Genomic DNA, 17,097 nt, shown 5'->3' with positions numbered 1-17,097 from the left:
CGGGCGGCGGTGATCGTACAGTCGCGGGCAGTCACCAAAGTGAACCGCTGATCACGCTTGTGCCGCTAGAGCGGGATGTTCCCGTGCTTGCGCGTAGGCGGTTGGACTCTCTTGTTCCTCAAGAGTCTTAGCGCCCTCGACACCTCTATGCGCGTGTGTGCGGGTTGGATAACCCGATCGACGTACCCGTGCTGGGCGGCAGCATACGGGTTGCTGAATGTGCGCTGGTACTCGTCGGTGAGTTCGGCGGCCAACCGGGCCCGGTCCTGCGGCTCGGCGGCGAGCAGCGAGCGGCGGTGCAGCACCTGCACGGCGCCGGTCGCGCCCATCACCGCGATCTCGGCCGTGGGCCAGGCGAGGTTGACGTCGGCACCCAGGTGCTTGGAGCCCATCACGGCGTACCCGCCGCCGTAGGCCTTCCTGGTCACGACGGTCACCTTGGGGACCGTGGCCTCGGCGTAGGCGTAGATCAGCTTGGCACCCCGGCGGACGATGCCGCCGCGCTCCTGCTCGACGCCGGGCAGGTAGCCGGGCACATCGGCCAGGGTCAGCAGCGGGATGTTGAAGGCATCGCAGAACCGGACGAACCGGGCGGCCTTCTCGGAGGCGGCGATATCGATGGCCCCGGCGCTGAACAGCGGATTGTTGGCCACGACACCGACGGAATGGCCATCGACCCGGGCGAACGCGCAGATGATGTTGCGCGCGTAGCTGGGCTGGACCTCTTGGAACTCCCCGTCGTCGACGATGGCGGCGATCAGCTCGGTGATGTCGTACGCCCGGTTGTCCGCGTCCGGGATGAGGGAGTCCAGTGCCCGATCCTGCTCGGTCACCTCGGCGGTGTTCGGGTGGTCGTAGCTGGGCGTCGGGTCGAGGTTGTTGCCGGGCAGGTACCCGAGCAGTGTCTGCACCCACGAGATCGCGTCCTGCTCGTCCTGCCCGACGTAGTGCGCGTTGCCCGAGACCTCGGCGTTGACCGTCGGGCCACCCAGCTCGTCGAGCGAGGTCCGCTCACCGGTGACCGCTTCGACCACCTCGGGCCCGGTCACGAACATGTACGAGGTGTTGTCCACCATCACGGTGAAGTCGGTGATCGCGGGCGAGTAGACCGCACCGCCCGCGCAGGGCCCCATGAGCAACGAGATCTGCGGGATGACCCCGGACGCGCGCACGTTGCGCATCCCGAGCTCGGCGTAGTAGGCCAGGGAGACGACGCCTTCCTGGATGCGCGCCCCACCGGAGTCGTTGATGCCGATGATCGGGCAGCCGATGCTCATCGCCAGGTCCATCACCTTGAGCACCTTGCTCCCGAACGCCTCGCCCATGCTGCCGCCGAGCGTGGTGAAGTCCTGGGAGAACAGGCAGACCTGGCGACCGTCCACAGTGCCGTAACCGGTGACCACACCGTCGCCGTACGGCCGGTTGTGCTCCATCCCGAAATCGGTGCACCGGTGCCGCGCGAACTCGTCGAGCTCGACGAAGCTACCCGGGTCGAGCAGCAGGTCGACCCGCTCGCGCGCGGTCAGCTTGCCCTTGGCGTGCTGGCGGTCCACCGCCCGCTTCTCGGCGATCCCCACGGCCTCATCACGCCGGGCCGCCAAGTCCGAGATCCGGTCCGCGGTGGTCACCTGCCTGAACCTAGGCCGGGCGTGTCACCGGTAGCACCCCTAACACCCCCGCCGGTGCCCCTAGATGCCGACAGTGCGGCCTCCGGGGCAGCCCGGGCGGGCCGACAGCCGCCCCGGCGGACGGTGACGGCGGGGTCGGGCGGCTGTTCCCATCGAGTGGACCTGCCGTCGAACAGAGGAGCGGACCATGCCGTGGAACCCCGACACCTGCAAGTGGGGCGCACCCGCGAGCTTTACCGACCAGGACGCCGCCAACGTGGTCAACGCCGCGGACTTCCGCCAGGCCGTCTTCGTGGAGATCTCGAAGAAGGACAAGAAGACCAAGCACGCCTTCACCTACGTGACCTACCAAGGCTTCCGCCTCTGCGTCAACGGCCACATCCACATCGACGGCAACAAGATCACCGGCCCCGGCAACAGCTACATCCCGGGCTGGGTCGGGTGGGACATGACCACCCCCGCCGCCGCCGTGCCGGTCATCGGCGCGCTGCCGCTCGGCGGCACCTTCCCCGGGGACGACCGCTACCCGCACCCGGTCCCGGTGCCCTCGGTCAACGCCACCGGCGACTGACCCCCTACGCGCCCTCCAGCTCGTTGTCGATGAGGGCGAAGATGTCGTCCTCGGTCGCCGCCGCGAGGTCCTCGTCCCCACCGGGTTCCGGGGCGGCCGCGAACTTGGCCAGCAGCGCGGTGAGCCGGGCGCGAACCCGCGCGGCGTCACCTTCCCCGAGGTCGGCCAGGGTCGCGTCGACCCGGTCCAGATCGGCCAGCAGGGCGACGGCCGGGCTCGGTGGCGCCGGGACGAGCTCCGCCAGCAGCCGGGCGGCCAGGGCCGCCGGGGTCGGGTGGTCGAAGACCAGGGTGGCGGGCAGCCGGACACCGGTGGTGGTGGCCAGGCGGTTGCGCAGCTCGACCGCGGTGAGGGAGTCGAACCCCAGGTCGGCGAACGGTCGGGCGGGGTCGATGGCCGTCGAGGCGGCGAAGCCGAGCACGGTGGCCGCGTTGCCCCGGACCAGGTCGACCAGCAGGCGGACGCGCCCGGTGGCCGAGGCGGCCAGCAGCCTGTCCGTCAAGCCCTGGGCGGATTCCGCGGCGCCCGCGGCTCGTCGAGTGGTGCGGATCAACGACCGGAGCACTGGGATGTCTTGCAGCGCCCGGTTGTTCACCAACGCCGCGACAACCGCAGGTGTCGGCTCGGCTAGAGCCCGATCCAGCAGCGCGAGGCCCGTCGACGCTGTCAGCGCAGGGAAGCCACTGCGGGACAAGCGGTCTCGGTCTTCGTCCGCGAGTGAACCGAGCATGCCGCCGTCGAGATCCCAAGGGCCCCAGGCCAACGCGCGCGCCGACTGCCCGCGCACGTGTCGGTGCTGAGCCAACGCGTCCAAGTACGCGTTGGCAGCGGCGTAGGCGGCCTGGCCGGGAGTGCCGATGGTCGCGGCGATGGAGGAGAACAGCACGAACTCGACCGCGTCCGGGAGCGCCTCGTGCAAGGCCCACGCGGCATCCGCCTTGGCGTGCAGGACCTCGCGGACACGCTCGGGGGTGAGACTGGTGAACACGCCGTCGTCCAGGACGCCAGCGGCGTGGAACACCGACCGCACACCAAACTCGCGCACGACCGCGTCCGGCTCCGCCGCATCGCCCGCCACGACGGTGACCTTCGCGCCGAGACCCTCCACAGTAGACACCAACTCGGGGACACCTGGCGCGTCGGGTCCGCTTCGGCTCAGCAGTACCAAGTTCTTCCGACCGGCGGCCGCCAGGTGCCGGGCCACGAGACCACCCAGCGCACCCGTGCCACCGGTGATCAACACCGGCTCGGCGGGATCCGGCTCGTGCGGGACGGTCAGCACGACCTTGCCGACGTGCCGCGCCTGGCTCATGAACCGGAACGCCTCGCGCGCCTGCCGCACGTCCCAGACCCGGCGCGGCGGCAACGTGAGCACCCCCGCCGCGAACAGGGCCAGCACCAACGCAAGGATCTCGCCGATCCGGTCAGGCCCGGCCTCGGCCAGGTCGTAGGCCCGGTACCCGGGAACGCCCTGGCGGATGTCGGTCTTGCCCATCTCCAGGAACCTGCCGCCCGGCTTCAACAGCCCCAGCGACGCGTCCACGAACTCACCGGCCAGCGCGTTCAACACCACGTCGACAGCCGGGAACCGCTCAGCGAAGCCAAGATCCCGCGACGACGCCAGGTGGTCCTCGGCCAGCCCGGTCGCCGCCCACTTGCTCGCGCTCGCCGTGCCGAACACCTCGGCACCCAGGTGTCGCGCGATCTGCACCGCCGCCATGCCGACGCCGCCGGCAGCCGCGTGCACCAACACCGACTCGCCTCGCTGAAGTCCGCCGAGATCGACCAAGCCGTAGTACGCGGTCGCGTAGACGATCGGGATGGACGCGCCCTCGACGAACGTCCAGTCGTCCGGAAGTCTTGCCAGCAAACGCTCATCGGTCACCGCGACCGGAGCGAACGCCGAGGAGAACAACCCGAGGACCCGATCGCCCACGGCGAACCGCGTGACGCCCGGGCCCACTTCGGTGACCACGCCCGCGGCCTCGCCGCCGATCGCCACCTCGCCCGGGTACATGCCCAACGCGTTGAGCACGTCGCGGAAGTTCAACCCGGCCGCCCGCACCGACACACGGACCTCGCCCACCGACAGATCGCCGTGGTCGAACGGGCGCAGGACGAGGTTCTCCAGCGTGCCGCGCTCGGTGGTGTCCAATCGCCACGGTCCACTGGGCGCGACGAGATCCGTTCCCGGGTCGGGAACCACGCGCGGCGTGAGGAGCGCGCCCGCCCGGATCGCCAGCTGCGACTCGCTCCCGGAGCGCACGAGGGCGGTCCACGGGTCGCCGTCGATGTCGACCAAGCGCACCCAGTCCGGGTTCTCCGTCTGCGCCGACCGGAGCAATCCCCACACCGCGGCGCCCGCCACGTCCGGGACATCGTCACCGGGCTCGGCGGCGACAGCACCTCGGGTCAGCACGACCAACGGCCGCTCTTCCCGCTCTAGCAACAAGTTCAGCCGATCATCGCCGACCGGGCTCAGCACCAAGACGTCCGCGTCATCAGCATCGACCACGGTCGCACCGGCTGCCCGCAGACCCGCCGCCGCGCCGAACGGGTCGCCACCGACCACCGCCCACCGCAGCTCGGACGGCTCGGACGGCTCGACCGGGACCCATGCCACCCGGTGCAACGGGGGCGCGACTGAACCGCCGACCACCGCGGCGCGCAAGACCACCCGGTCCACCGAGACAACCGGCGCGCCGGCCGGATCGACCGCGTGCAGGCTCACGCCGTCATCGCCGCTGGTGAGCCGAACCCGCAGGACACTCGCCCCGGTCGCGCTGAGCCGGACACCCGACCAGGCGAACGGCACGCCAGGACCACCGGAGCCGCTGACGTCGACCGCGAGCGCGTGCAACGCGGCGTCCAGGAGGGCCGGGTGCAGCCCGAACCGCGTCGCGTCGCTGCCGTCCGGGAGGGCCACCTCGGCGTAGACCGCTCCCTCGGCCCGCCACGCCGCGCGCAGCCCTTGGAACGCCGGACCGTAGTCCAACCCGGCGGCGGCGAGGTCGGTGTACAACTCGCTCAGGTCGACCGACTCACCCGGCGGCGGCCATTCGACGACCGCGTTCGACTCACCCGCGGCGCTCAGCGTGCCAGTGGCGTGGAGGGTCCAGGGCCGGTCCGACCAGCCGGAGTCCTCGCCTTCCCGGCCGTGCACGCCGACCTCGCCGTCAGGGGTGACCGAGACCTGCACCTGCACCGCGCGGTCGAGGACCAGTGGTGCGTGCAGCACCAGTTCGTCCAGGGTGGCGAGCCCGAGCGCGTCTCCCGCCCGCAACGCCAACTCGACGAATGCCGTGCCCGGCAGCACAACCCGGCCGTGCACGCGGTGGTCGGCGAGCCACGGGTGACTGCGGGTCGACAGCCGCGCGGTGAAGATCACCCCGGCCGATCCCGCGACGCCGACACCGGCGCCCAACAGCGAGTGGTCGACCAGTCCCAGTCCGGCGGCGGCGACATCGCCAGCCCACGCGGACGGGGTGGGCCAGTAGCGGTCGCGAGCGAACGCGTAGGTCGGCAGATCGATCCGGCGACCACCCCAGCCCGCGGTGATCGCCCGCCAGTCGACCTCGCCGCCGCGCACGTGCACCTCGGCGACAGCCCACAGGACGGTCTCCACCTCGTCGCGACCGGAGCGCAACGCGGGCGCGGCGGGGAGGTCCACCGTCGCGCTCAGCACGCCGTCGGGTCCCAGCTCAAGGCAGCGGGTAACACCGCTGGCGCGCGCTACGGCTTCGGCGAACCGGACCGGCTCGCGCACCTGGCGAACCCAGTAGCCGGGCGTGGCCGGGTCACCATCCACAGTGGTCTCAAGGGTGATGGTCGGCGCGCGGTAGGTCAGCGTCTCGGCGACCTTGGCGAAGTCGTCGAGCATCGGGTCCATGTGGTGGGAGTGGAAGGCGTGCGAGACAACCAGCCGCTTGACCTTGCGGCCCTCCGCGCGGCACTTCGCCTCCAGCGCGGCCACCGCGTCCTCGTCACCGGAGACGACCAGCGCGGACGGCCCGTTCACCGCCGCCAGGCACACCCCTGGGCCCAGGTCCAGGTCATCGGCCTCGACGGCGAGCATCGCGCCACCGGTCGGCAGGGCTTGCATCAACCGTGCGCGCGCGGCGACGAGAGTGCAGGCGTCGTCCAGGTCGAGGACCCCCGCGACGTGCGCGGCGGCCAGCTCACCGACCGAATGTCCGATGAGGACATCTGGGCGCACACCCCAAGACTCCACGAGCCGGAACAGCGCCACTTCCAGGGCGAACAGCGCGGCTTGGGCGTTCACGGTCTGGTCGATGTCGTCCTCGTCGAACGGCACCCGCTGTCGCACGGCGTCGAATGCCTCGGCGAAGACCGGGAAAGCCCGGTGCAGTTCCCGCCCCATGCCCGCGCGTTGGGAGCCCTGGCCAGTGAAGAGAAAGGCGGTCTGACCGTCGTCCGCCCGCCCGATCACCGCGTTGTCCAGGGACAAGCCGTTGAACAGCACAGCCCGGTGCTCCAACGCGCCGCGCGTCGAGAGCGATTGGGCGAGGTCGACGAGATCACCTTCCAGCTGCTCCGCCTGCGCCGCGAGGCGATCGGCGGCGTGCGCGGAGATCGGCAACGCGACCACCCTCGGCCGCTGCCCCTCGGGCGCTAGATGCTCTTCCACATAGGACTCAAGGATGACGTGCGCATTCGTTCCACTCATGCCGAACGACGACACCGCGGCCCGGCGCGGCCGCTCCAGGTCCGGCCAGGGCCGTTGCCGCGCGAGGAGCTCCACAGCGCCCTCGGTCCAGTCGACCTGACTCGACGGCGCGTCGACGTGCAGCGTCCGCGGCAAGATGCCGTGGCGCAGCGCCATCACCATCTTGATCACACCGGCGACACCGGAGGCCGCCTGCGTGTGGCCGAGGTTCGACTTGACTGAGCCGAGGTAGAGCGGCTCGTCCCGGTGTTGGCCGTAGGTGGCGAGCAGGGCCTGCGCCTCGATCGGATCACCGAGCCGGGTGCCCGTGCCGTGTGCTTCCACGACGTCTACATCGGACGCTTCCAGCCGCGCGTCGGCGAGCGCCTGGTGGATTACCCGCTGCTGCGAGGGACCGTTGGGCGCGGTGAGGCCGTTGGAGGCACCGTCGGAGTTGACCGCGCTGCCCCGGATGACCGCCAGCACCGGGTGGCCGTTGGCGATCGCGTCGGAGAGCCGCTCCACCAGCACCACACCGACACCCTCACCCCAGCCGGTGCCATCGGCGGCGTCAGCGAACGACTTGCACCGCCCGTCCCCCGCGAGCCCGAGCTGACGGCTGAACTCCACGAACGCCGTCGGCGTCGCCATCACGGTCGCACCACCGGCCAACGCCAGATCGCACTCGCCCTGCCGCAGCGCCCGCACGGCCAAGTGCAACGCGACCAGACTGCTAGAACAGGCGGTATCGACCGTCAGCGTCGGCCCTTCGAGCCCGAAGGTGTACGCAATCCGTCCCGAAAGGACAGAGGCAGAGTTCCCAGTCCCCTGATGACCTTCGCTGACATCACGAGCCCCCGCGAGCAACATCGGGTAGTCCTGACCGCTGGTACCCGCGTACACGCCAGTCCGACTGCCACGTAACGACTCCGGGTCGATCCCCGCCCGCTCGAAGGCCTCCCAACTGGCTTGCAGAAGCAACCGCTGCTGCGGATCCATCGCCAACGCCTCACGCGGCGAGATCCCGAAGAAGGTCGCGTCGAACTCGGCGACACCGTCGATGAACGCACCCTCGCGAACGTAGGAGGTGCCGTCGCCACCATCGGGGTCGTAAACCCGACCAAGATCCCACCCACGGTCATCCGGGAACGCCGCGACCCCATCCGCCCCCCGCAAGACGAGATCCCACAACCCCTCCGGCGACCGCACACCCCCCGGATACCGACACGCCATCCCCACCACCGCGACCGCCCCGGCCCCGGCCCCGGCCCCGGCCCCGGCCCCCAAAGACTCCTTTGAACCCCCCACTCCCCATGAGGACGTCCCCCACCCAACCCGGGGGGCGGCCCCAGGCCAGTCTACCGGGGCGGCGGGTGAATCGGGGCTCCGCGGCGGGGGCTGTGGATGGATTGTGGATAACTTTTCGAGGCGTATCCGCAGGTCAGCGGCCAGGGCGGTGGGGGTGGGGTGGTCGAAGACCATGGTCGTGGGAAGTCGTAGGCCGGTGGCTCCGGCGAGGCGGTCGCGGAGCTCGACGGCGGTCAGCGAGTCGAACCCGAGGTCGCTGAACGACCTGCGCGGACCCACCCCCGCCACGTCCGCGTGGCCGAGCACGGCGGCGACCTCGGTGCGGACCAGCTCCAGCAGGGCGCGCTCGTCCAGGTCCACCACCCGCGCGGCGACAGGCGGCGGCCCGACCCGGGGAGCCAGCGCCTCGAAGAGCTGGTTGGGGCGGCTCGCGGTGAAGGTGGGGATGAACCGGGGCCAGTCGACGTCGGCCACCGTCACGCTCTCGCGGGCGTCGACGGCCTGGCCGAGGGCGGCGATCGCGGCGGCGGGCTCCATCGGGTTGAGCCCGCGCTTGCGCAGGTAGTCCACAGTGGACTCAGCACCCGCCATGCCCGAGCCCGCCCACGGACCCCAGGCGACCGACACGGCGCCCACCTGCTGGGCGAGGGCGTCCAGTGCGGCGTTGGCGACGGCATAGGCGGCCTGCGACCCACTGCCCCACACCGCGGCCACCGAGGAGAACAGCACGAAGCGGTCCAGGTCCGGCAGGGCGGCGGCGAGGTTGTGGGCGCCGGTGACCTTGGCGGACATGACCTCGGCGAAGTCCGCCGGAGTCGCCGTGCGCAGCGGGCCGAACTCACCGCTGCCCGCCGCGTGGAAGACCGACGTCGGCGGGTGGGCGGCGAGCAGCGCGGCCAAGGCGTCGACATCGGAGACATCACACGCCGCGATGGTGACCCGAACGCCCCCGGCCTCCAAGTCCGCGGCGAGCTCCACCGCCCCGGGCGCAGCAGGCCCCCGTCGGCTGGTGAGCACCAAGTGCTCGGCCCCGCGACCGGCGAGCCACCGGGCAACGTGAGCACCGAGCGCACCGGTGCCCCCGGTCACCAGGACAGTGCCCCGCGCCCGCCACGGCTCGGCGGGGACTACCGGAGCGGGAGCCAACCGGCGCCCGTACAGCCCGAACGCGCTGGGTGAGCGGAGCCGCGCGGTGATGCCGGACGGAATGGGCAGTCCGGACTCACTGGGCAGGACCGAAGAGGCATCGAGCGGCGCAGCGGAAACCCCGTGTGACCCGCCTTCGACCTGGGTGGACGACTCCACCCGCACGGCACCAGCGGGCACACCCCGACCAAGCTCGACGCGGCGGGCGGGACCAGCAGAGAGGGACGCGGCATTCCCTTCAGCGGAGTCAGGGTGCAGAGGGGAGCCCACTGGCTCAAGGGCAGCAAGGGCCCCCTCAGGAACAGCGGCGAGGGCCTTCGACTGGGCGGACTCAACGGACTCCGCCAGAGCGGGAGCCTCCCGACGGGCAGACGCGGAGAAGAGGTCCGGCTCAGGTGCGGCGGACCGGATGGCGACCTGGTCTTCGACGCCGTTCAGGGCGGAGACCAGAAGACCAGCGGCGGCAGCGTCGAGGACGGGCGGTAGGTCGATCGCTCCTCCCCACCGCTGGGGGAACTCCAGGGCGGCCACCCGGGCCAGCGCCCACAGCGGGGCGGCGCCAGGGTTGACCAACTCTTCCTCACCGACGACTACGGCACCCTGGGTGGCGATCCAGACCCGGGTCGCGGTCGCGTCTTGGAGCAGGGCGAGGGTGTCCACTACCCCTTGAGTCAAATCCGGGTGTTCGGGGTGCGTGTCCGTGAGCAGGGACAACACGCCGTCAGCTGGGGAAAGGACAGGGCCGGTGGTCACGGTGGCACCGTGACCACGCAGGGCCTCGGCGCACCAGGTAGCCACGGGGTCGGCCGGGTCTCGGGTGAGGATGTGCCAGCTGCCGGTCAAGGTCGCGACGGGAGAGGGCAGCGGCGTCCACTCGATCTTGTAGCGGGGGCTCGCGGCCGCGGGCGGCAACGGCCAGAAGTGCGACCGCTGAAAGGGGTACGTGGGCAGGTCCACCACCCGCCCGGGGTGCGGCCAGGTGATGGGGATACCCGCGACGTAGGCCGATCCGAGGGCGCGCCACCACGCTGTCAGCTCGTCGAGCGAGGCGCGTTGGAGTGGGATGGTGACCGCATCGTCCACACAGGACCGAACGGCGGCGGACAACACACCGCCTGGACCAACCTCGACAAAGCGGGTGAAACCCTTGTCGTGCAACGTGGTCACAGCGTCCGCGAACCGCACGGTGGAGCGGACCTGACCCACCCAGTACTCCGGTGTGTCCACCGAGCCGGGGGCGGTGGGCGTCATCGGGATCGTCGGGGCGTTGAAGGTCAGGCCGGACACCACGGCGGCGAACTCGTCGAGCATGGGGTCCATCAAGCGGGAGTGGAAGGCGTGCGAAACCGGTAGGCGTTTGACCCGCACGCCGCTCAGGGACGCCTCGAAGGCGGCCACGGCGTCGGCGGGGCCTGACACCACCAAGGAGCGTGGACCGTTGACCGCGGCCAGGTCGAGGTCCAGCGGCAGGTCCACGGACGCCGACTCGACCGCCAGCATGGCGCCGCCCGCAGGCAGGGCACCCATCAGGCGGGCGCGGGCCGACACCAGGGTGCACGCGTCATCGAGGGACAGCACACCGGCAACGTGGGCGGCGGCGATCTCGCCCACCGAGTGGCCGACCACGCACTGCGGCACGACACCCCACGACTCGGCGAGCCGGAACAGGGCCACCTCGAGAGCGAACAGCGCGGGCTGGGTCAGCTCCGTGCGATCGAGGTCCGGCCCGGAGAACACCGCGACGTCCAAACCGAGTCGGGCGCACACGTCGTCGAACGCGGTGCCGAAGACCGGAAAGGCGCGCAGCGCGAGCCCCATCCCGGCACGCTGCGCGCCCTGGCCGGTGAACAGGAAAGCCACCTTCCCGGCCACCACTTCACCCACCACTGTGGACTCGTCGGCCACACCCGCGGCCAACGCGGTCAACGCGGCGGCACGGTCCGCGCCCGGCAGCACGACTGCCCGGTGTTCCAGCGCGGCACGGGTCGTGGCCAGCGAGAACGCCACATCCGCGACCGACTCCTCGACACCCCGCAAGCGACCCGCGAGTGCGCGAACAGCACCCGGAGTGCGGCCAGACAGGAACCAGGGCAGCTCTTCGTCCGCACCAGGCTCGGCCACTGCGCCAGGCGCCTGCTCGATGATCGTGTGCGCGTTCGTACCGCTGACACCGAACGACGACACACCCGCCCGCAGCGGCCGGTCGACCGACGGCCACGGGCGCGGCTCGGTCAGCAGCGAGACAGCGCCAGTCGACCAGTCCACATGCGACGACGGCGCGTCCACATGCAACGTCGCGGGCAGCACGCCGTGCCGGAGGGATTGGACCACCTTGATCACACCGGCGACACCGGCGGCCGCCTGCGTGTGGCCGATGTTCGACTTCACCGACCCCAACCACAGCGGCTCGGCCCGCTCTTGGCCGTATACCGCCAACAGCGCTGAGGCTTCGATCGGGTCGCCGAGGACGGTCCCGGTCCCGTGCGCCTCCACAGCGTCCACATCAGATGGCAGCAGTCGAGCAGAGGCCAGGGCGTCCAGGATCACCCGGCGCTGGGAGGGCCCGTTCGGAGCGGTCAAACCGTTCGACGCACCGTCGGAGTTCACCGCGGACCCACGCACCACGGCAAGCACACGATGGCCGTGACGCTGGGCGTCGGCCAGCCGCTCGACGAGGAGGAGCGCGACACCCTCGGACCACCCGGTGCCGTCGGCACCCGCCGCGAACGACTTGCAGCGACCGTCGGCGGCGAGCCCGCGCTGGCGGCTGAACTCCACGAACGCCGCAGGCGAGGCCATCACCGTCACGCCGCCCGCGATGGCCAGCGTGCACTCACCCGCGCGCAGCGAACGCGCTGCCATGTGCAAAGCCACCAACGACGACGAACACGCCGTATCGACGGTGACAGCAGGACCCTCAAGCCCTAGAACATAAGCGACACGCCCGCTGAGGACGCTCGTCGCGGTGCCGGTGAGCCCGTACCCCTCAGCGTCGGCGGTCGCGTAGCCGGAGGTGGCCGCACCCACGAAGACACCCGTGCGACTCCCCTTCAACGACTGCGGGTCGATGCCCGCCCGCTCGAACACCTCCCACGAGGTCTCCAACAGCAATCGCTGCTGGGGGTCCATCGCAGCGGCTTCACGGGGCGAGATGCCGAAGAACGCCGGGTCGAACCACCCGGCGTCGTGCACGAAACCACCCTGGCGCGAGTACGACGTCCCCGCCCGCGAGGACTCCGGGTCGTAGAGCACGCCCAAGTCCCACCCACGGTCGGTGGGAAAGTCGGAGATCCCGTCCCCACCGGTGGAGACCAGCTCCCACAACGCTTCCGGGGAGTCGACGCCGCCCGGGAGCCGGCAGGCCATCCCCACGATGGCGATCGGCTCGTGCGCGGCGTCGGCCAGTTCGCGGTTGCGCGCCTTGAGCCGCTCGGTCTCCTTCAGCGAGGTGCGCAGCGCCTCGACGTACTGCTCGATGGAGGCGGACATGCTCAGTTCTCCCCGTCGGTCGCGGCGACCAGTCGCAGCAGGTCCTCACCGTCCAATGTGTCCAGGTCGCTGGGCGCCGACTCGGCAGGCACGTCCAGGCCTGCCAGCCGCAGCAACGGGTCCAGCAGACCCGCCTCCCGCAACCGGGACAGCGGGATGGCGGCCAGCGCCGCCCGCACGTCCTGGTCATCGGACTGGTCATCGGCGTCGAGACCGAACTCGGCCACCAGGTGCGCGGCAAGCTCACCCGGTGTCGGATAGTCGAAGACGACCGTGGCCAACAGCGGTAGACCGGTGGCGGCGTTGAGCCGGTTGCGCATCTCGACCGCGGTCAGCGAGTCGAACCCGAGGTCGCGGAACGCTCGGCCAGCCTCGATCCCCGAGGTGCCGGCGTGTCCCAGTACTGCCGCTGCCTGGGTGCGCACCAAGTCCAAGACCAGCTCCGCACGCTCGTGAGCGGGGGTGGCCGTCAGCTGGTCGAGGAACCAGCCGGAGTCGACCACCTCGACCGGATCCGCCAGCAGCTCGGCGAGCAGCGGGCTAGGCCGGGAAGCGGTGAAGGCGGGGCCGAAACGTGTCCAGTCGACGCCTGCCACGGTCACCACGGTCTCACCCGAGCCGACCGCCTCCGCCATCGCGGCGAGCGCGCGATCCGGCGCCATGACCAGCACACCACGCCGGGCCAGCTCGTCGGTCGACCCTGCGGCCATACCGGCGCCTTCCCAGGCTCCCCAGGCGATCGACGTGGCAGCCTGGCCGCGCGAGTGCCGGCGTTCGGCGAGGCCGTCGAGGTAGGCGTTGGCGGCCGCGTAGGCCGCCTGGTTGGCGCCGCCCCAGGTGGCGGCGGCCGAGGAGAACAACACGAAGGCCTCGACGTCCGGGCACAGCTCGTCCAGGTACTCCGCGCCCGCGGCCTTGCCCGACAGGGTCTCCGACAGGCTGACGGCATCCAGCTCGGGAACTCGTCCGAGGCCGCCGACACCGGCGGCGTGCACGACGGCATCCGGCGGGTACGCCGCGACCAGCGCCGACACCGCGGATCGGTCCGCGAGATCGCACGCCACCACGACAGCGCCCAGCTCGGCGGCAAGCTCCGCGGCGCCGGGCGCGTCTGGGCCTCGCCTGCTCACCAAGACGACCCGCCCGGCCGAACGCGCCGCCCAGCGCGCCACCTCAGTACCCAGCGCACCGGTCCCGCCGGTGATCAAAACAGTCCCTTGTGGACGCCAGGACCCGTTCGGCGTCGGTGCTCTGCGCAGCCGCCTGCCCTCGACGACCGCGCCGATCCGCACCTGGTCTTCCCCGGTTCCGGTCAGCACACCCGCCAACGCGGTGGCGACGTGGTCGTCGAGCTGCGGCGGCAACTCGACCAATCCGCCCCACAGACGGGGGAACTCCAGCGCGACACTGCGCCCGAACCCCCACAGCGCGGCGTTGTCGGGTGAAGATCCCGAAGTCGCGACCCAGAGCCGGGTTTCTTTGTCCGCCAGCGCTTGCACCAGTGCGAGCGTGTCCATGAGCCCGAGCAGCGACAGCACGCCGGTCGGGGTGCCGACCACGTCGTCCAGGCCACCACGGATAACGGTCGCGCCGTGCGCCCGCAGTGCGTCAGCGATGCCGGAACCATCGTGGCCGGGAGGTTCCGCCAACAGCCAGGTGCCGGTGAGGACCGGTGCGGACGGCAACGCGATCGGCGTCCACTCGGCCCGGTAGCGCCACAGCGCGGTGTCAGCGGCGCGGGTCGGCCAGTAGACTTCGTTCTGGAACGCGTAGGTGGGCAGGTCGATCACTTGGCCGCCCCAGCCGTCGAGCACGGCACGCCAGTCGACCGGGACACCGTGCACGTGCGCACCCGCGACCGCTCGGAGCAGGGTGGCCACGTCGTCGCGGCCGGTGCGTTGAGTGGCCAGCGCCACGCCGGACACTCGCGCGGACAGGACACCGTCCGGGCCCAGTTCGACCCACCGGGTCACGCCCTGATCAGCGGCAAGGGCCACCGCGTTGCTGAAGCGCACCGTCGAGCGGACCTGCCGCACCCAGTAGGCGGCGTCAAAGGTCACCGACTCGTCCACTGTGGACAAGATCGGGATGGTCGGCGAGCGGTAGGACAGGCCGCGAGCCACCGCGGTGAACTCATCGAGCATCGGGTCCATCAGGCGGGAGTGGAAGGCGTGGGACACCGTCAGTCGCTTGACCCGCGTCCCCTTGGCCCGCAGCTCGGACTCGAACTGGGCTACGGCGTCCGCACTTCCCGACACCACAAGCGATCCCGGCCCGTTGACCGCCGCCAGGTCGACGCCATCAGGCAACTCGACGGAGTCCGCCTCAACGGCCAACATCGCACCACCAGGTGGTAGCGCGCCCATCAACCTACCCCGAGCCGACACGAGCGCGCACGCGTCGGAGAGCGAGAGCACGCCCGCCACGTGCGCGGCGGACAGCTCGCCGATCGAGTGGCCGACCAGGAAGTCCGGGCGCAGACCCCAGGACTCCAGTAGCCGGAACAGCGCCACCTCGAGCGCGAACAAGGCGGGCTGGGCCAGCTCAGTGGGTGCCAGGTCGTCCTCGAACGTCGACAGGTGCAGCCCCAGCAACGTGATCGCCTCGTCGAACGCCGTGGCGAAGGCCGGGAACACCCGCAGCGCCAGGCCCATCCCGGACCGCTGCGACCCCTGCCCGGTGAACAGGAACCCGACCTGGCCCGCACCACTGCCGGTGATCACCTCCGGGGACTCGACCCCGGCGGCCAACGCCCGCAGGCCGGGCAACGGATCATCGGCGAGCACCACGGCCCGGTGGTCGAGGCTGGCCCGGGTGGTGGCCAGCGAGTAAGCCAGGTCAGCAGGCGCGGCCGACAACGCCAGCAGCCGCGCGGCTTGATCGCGCAACCCCTCGACCGAGCGAGCGGAAACCAAGAAAGGCAGTGGCCCCAATGGTTCTCCGCCAGCAGGGGAAGAAGCGGGAACCGGCGCCTGCTCCAAGATCACGTGCGCGTTGGTCCCGCTCACCCCGAACGACGACACCGCCGCCCGCCGGGGTCGGTCCACCGACGGCCACGGGCGCGACGCCGTGAGCAGCGAGACCGCACCGGAAGTCCAGTCCACGTGCGATGACGGCGCGTCCACGTGCAGCGTCGCGGGCAACACGCCCTCTTGCAGCGCGGACACCATCTTGATCACACCAGCCACGCCCGCGGCCGCTTGGGTGTGACCGATGTTCGACTTCACCGACCCCAACCACAGCGGTTCGGTCCGGTCCTGCCCGTACACCGACAGCAGCGCCTGCGCCTCGATCGGGTCGCCCAGCACAGTTCCAGTGCCGTGCGCCTCCACAGCGTCCACATCGGACGGCAGCAGCCGCGCCGATGCCAACGCGGCCTCGATCACCCGCTGCTGCGCGGGCCCATTCGGCGCCGTCAAGCCACTCGACGCACCGTCGGAGTTCACCGCTGACCCGCGCACGAGCGCCAGCACACGGTGTCCGTTGCGCTGCGCGTCCGACAGCTTCTCCAGCAGCAGGACACCGACGCCCTCGCCCCAGCCCGTGCCGTCGGCCGCCTCGGCGAAAGACTTGCACCGCCCGTCCCCGGCCGTGCCCTCCTCGAAGCCGAAGCCAGCGAACATCATCGGCCCGGCCATGACAGTCACGCCGCCCGCCAGCGCCAACGAGCACTCACCGAGCCGCAAAGACTGTGCCGCCAAATGCATTGCCACCAACGACGACGAGCACGCTGTGTCCACAGTGACCGCAGGACCCTCGAGGCCGAGGCTGTAAGCGACCCGGCCGGACAGCACGCTGTTGGCGTTGCTGGTCCCCAGGAACCCGTCCAACGCCTCGGGCGGCACGGAGGTGGCGTAGTCGTTGTACATCACGCCCGCGTACACACCGGTCCGGCTGCCCCGCAACGATCCCGGGTCGATCCGCGCCCGTTCCACCGCCTCCCAACAGGCTGTGAGCAGCAACCGCTGCTGCGGGTCCATCGCCAGCGCCTCACGCGGCGAGATGCCGAAGAAGCCGGGGTCGAACGCACCCGCGTCGGCGACGAACCCGCCCTCGGGTGAGCCGGGCAGCGCGGCGAGGTCCCAGCCACGGTCAGTCGGCAGTGGGCCGAGCGCGTCGGTTCCCTCGGACACCAAGCGCCACAGGTCTTCCGGGGTCGCCACAGCGCCCGGGTAGCGGCAGGCCGTGCCGATCACCGCGATCGGCTCGGCCACGCGCTCCTCCAGGTCGCGGACCCGCCCGCGCGCCTCGCGCAGCTCGGTGGTCGCCCGCTTGAGGTAGGAGAGCAG

The 17,097-nt window shown here is 71.2% G+C and carries 3 protein-coding genes and 1 pseudogene; 1 reads left to right on the top strand and 3 read right to left on the bottom strand.

Annotation, left to right across the window (positions count from 1 at the left end; genetic code table 11):
* Window positions 1–65 precede the first annotated feature (65 nt).
* Window positions 66–1,628, bottom strand: a complete 1,563-nt coding sequence (locus tag QSK30_RS00480; RefSeq protein WP_285498709.1) for an acyl-CoA carboxylase subunit beta — start codon at window positions 1,626–1,628, stop codon at window positions 66–68.
* Window positions 1,629–1,815: 187 nt separating this feature from the next.
* On the opposite strand from QSK30_RS00480, the gene QSK30_RS00475 reads away from it, so the two are divergent.
* Window positions 1,816–2,199 (top strand): hypothetical protein, encoded by a 384-nt coding sequence (locus QSK30_RS00475; protein WP_285498708.1) that lies wholly within the window; start codon window positions 1,816–1,818, stop codon window positions 2,197–2,199.
* Between the two features lie 4 nt (window positions 2,200–2,203).
* Here QSK30_RS00475 and QSK30_RS00470 read toward each other — a convergent pair whose 3' ends face one another.
* Both QSK30_RS00470 and QSK30_RS00465 read right to left on the bottom strand, forming a co-directional pair.
* Window positions 2,204–12,814 carry an SDR family NAD(P)-dependent oxidoreductase gene (locus QSK30_RS00470; protein WP_502871774.1) on the bottom strand — a complete coding sequence of 3,537 codons (10,611 nt, stop codon included), beginning with the start codon at window positions 12,812–12,814 and terminating at the stop codon, window positions 2,204–2,206.
* Window positions 12,811–17,082: pseudogene (locus tag QSK30_RS00465) on the bottom strand (type I polyketide synthase); the annotation flags it as partial. The pseudogene QSK30_RS00465 and the gene QSK30_RS00470, both read right to left, overlap by 4 nt.
* Window positions 17,083–17,097 lie beyond the last annotated feature (15 nt).

The organism is Actinokineospora sp. NBRC 105648 (genome assembly GCF_030269645.1).
GTDB lineage: Bacteria > Actinomycetota > Actinomycetes > Mycobacteriales > Pseudonocardiaceae > Actinokineospora.
The sequence above is the reverse complement of the archived record's forward strand: the minus strand, read 5'-3'. Positions and strand labels throughout refer to the sequence as shown.

Excerpts from the sequence above, each read along its gene's own strand:
- QSK30_RS00475 (WP_285498708.1), top strand. The coding sequence starts at position 1,816 with ATGCCGTGGAACCCCGACACCTGCAAGTGGGGCGCACCCGCGAGCTTT.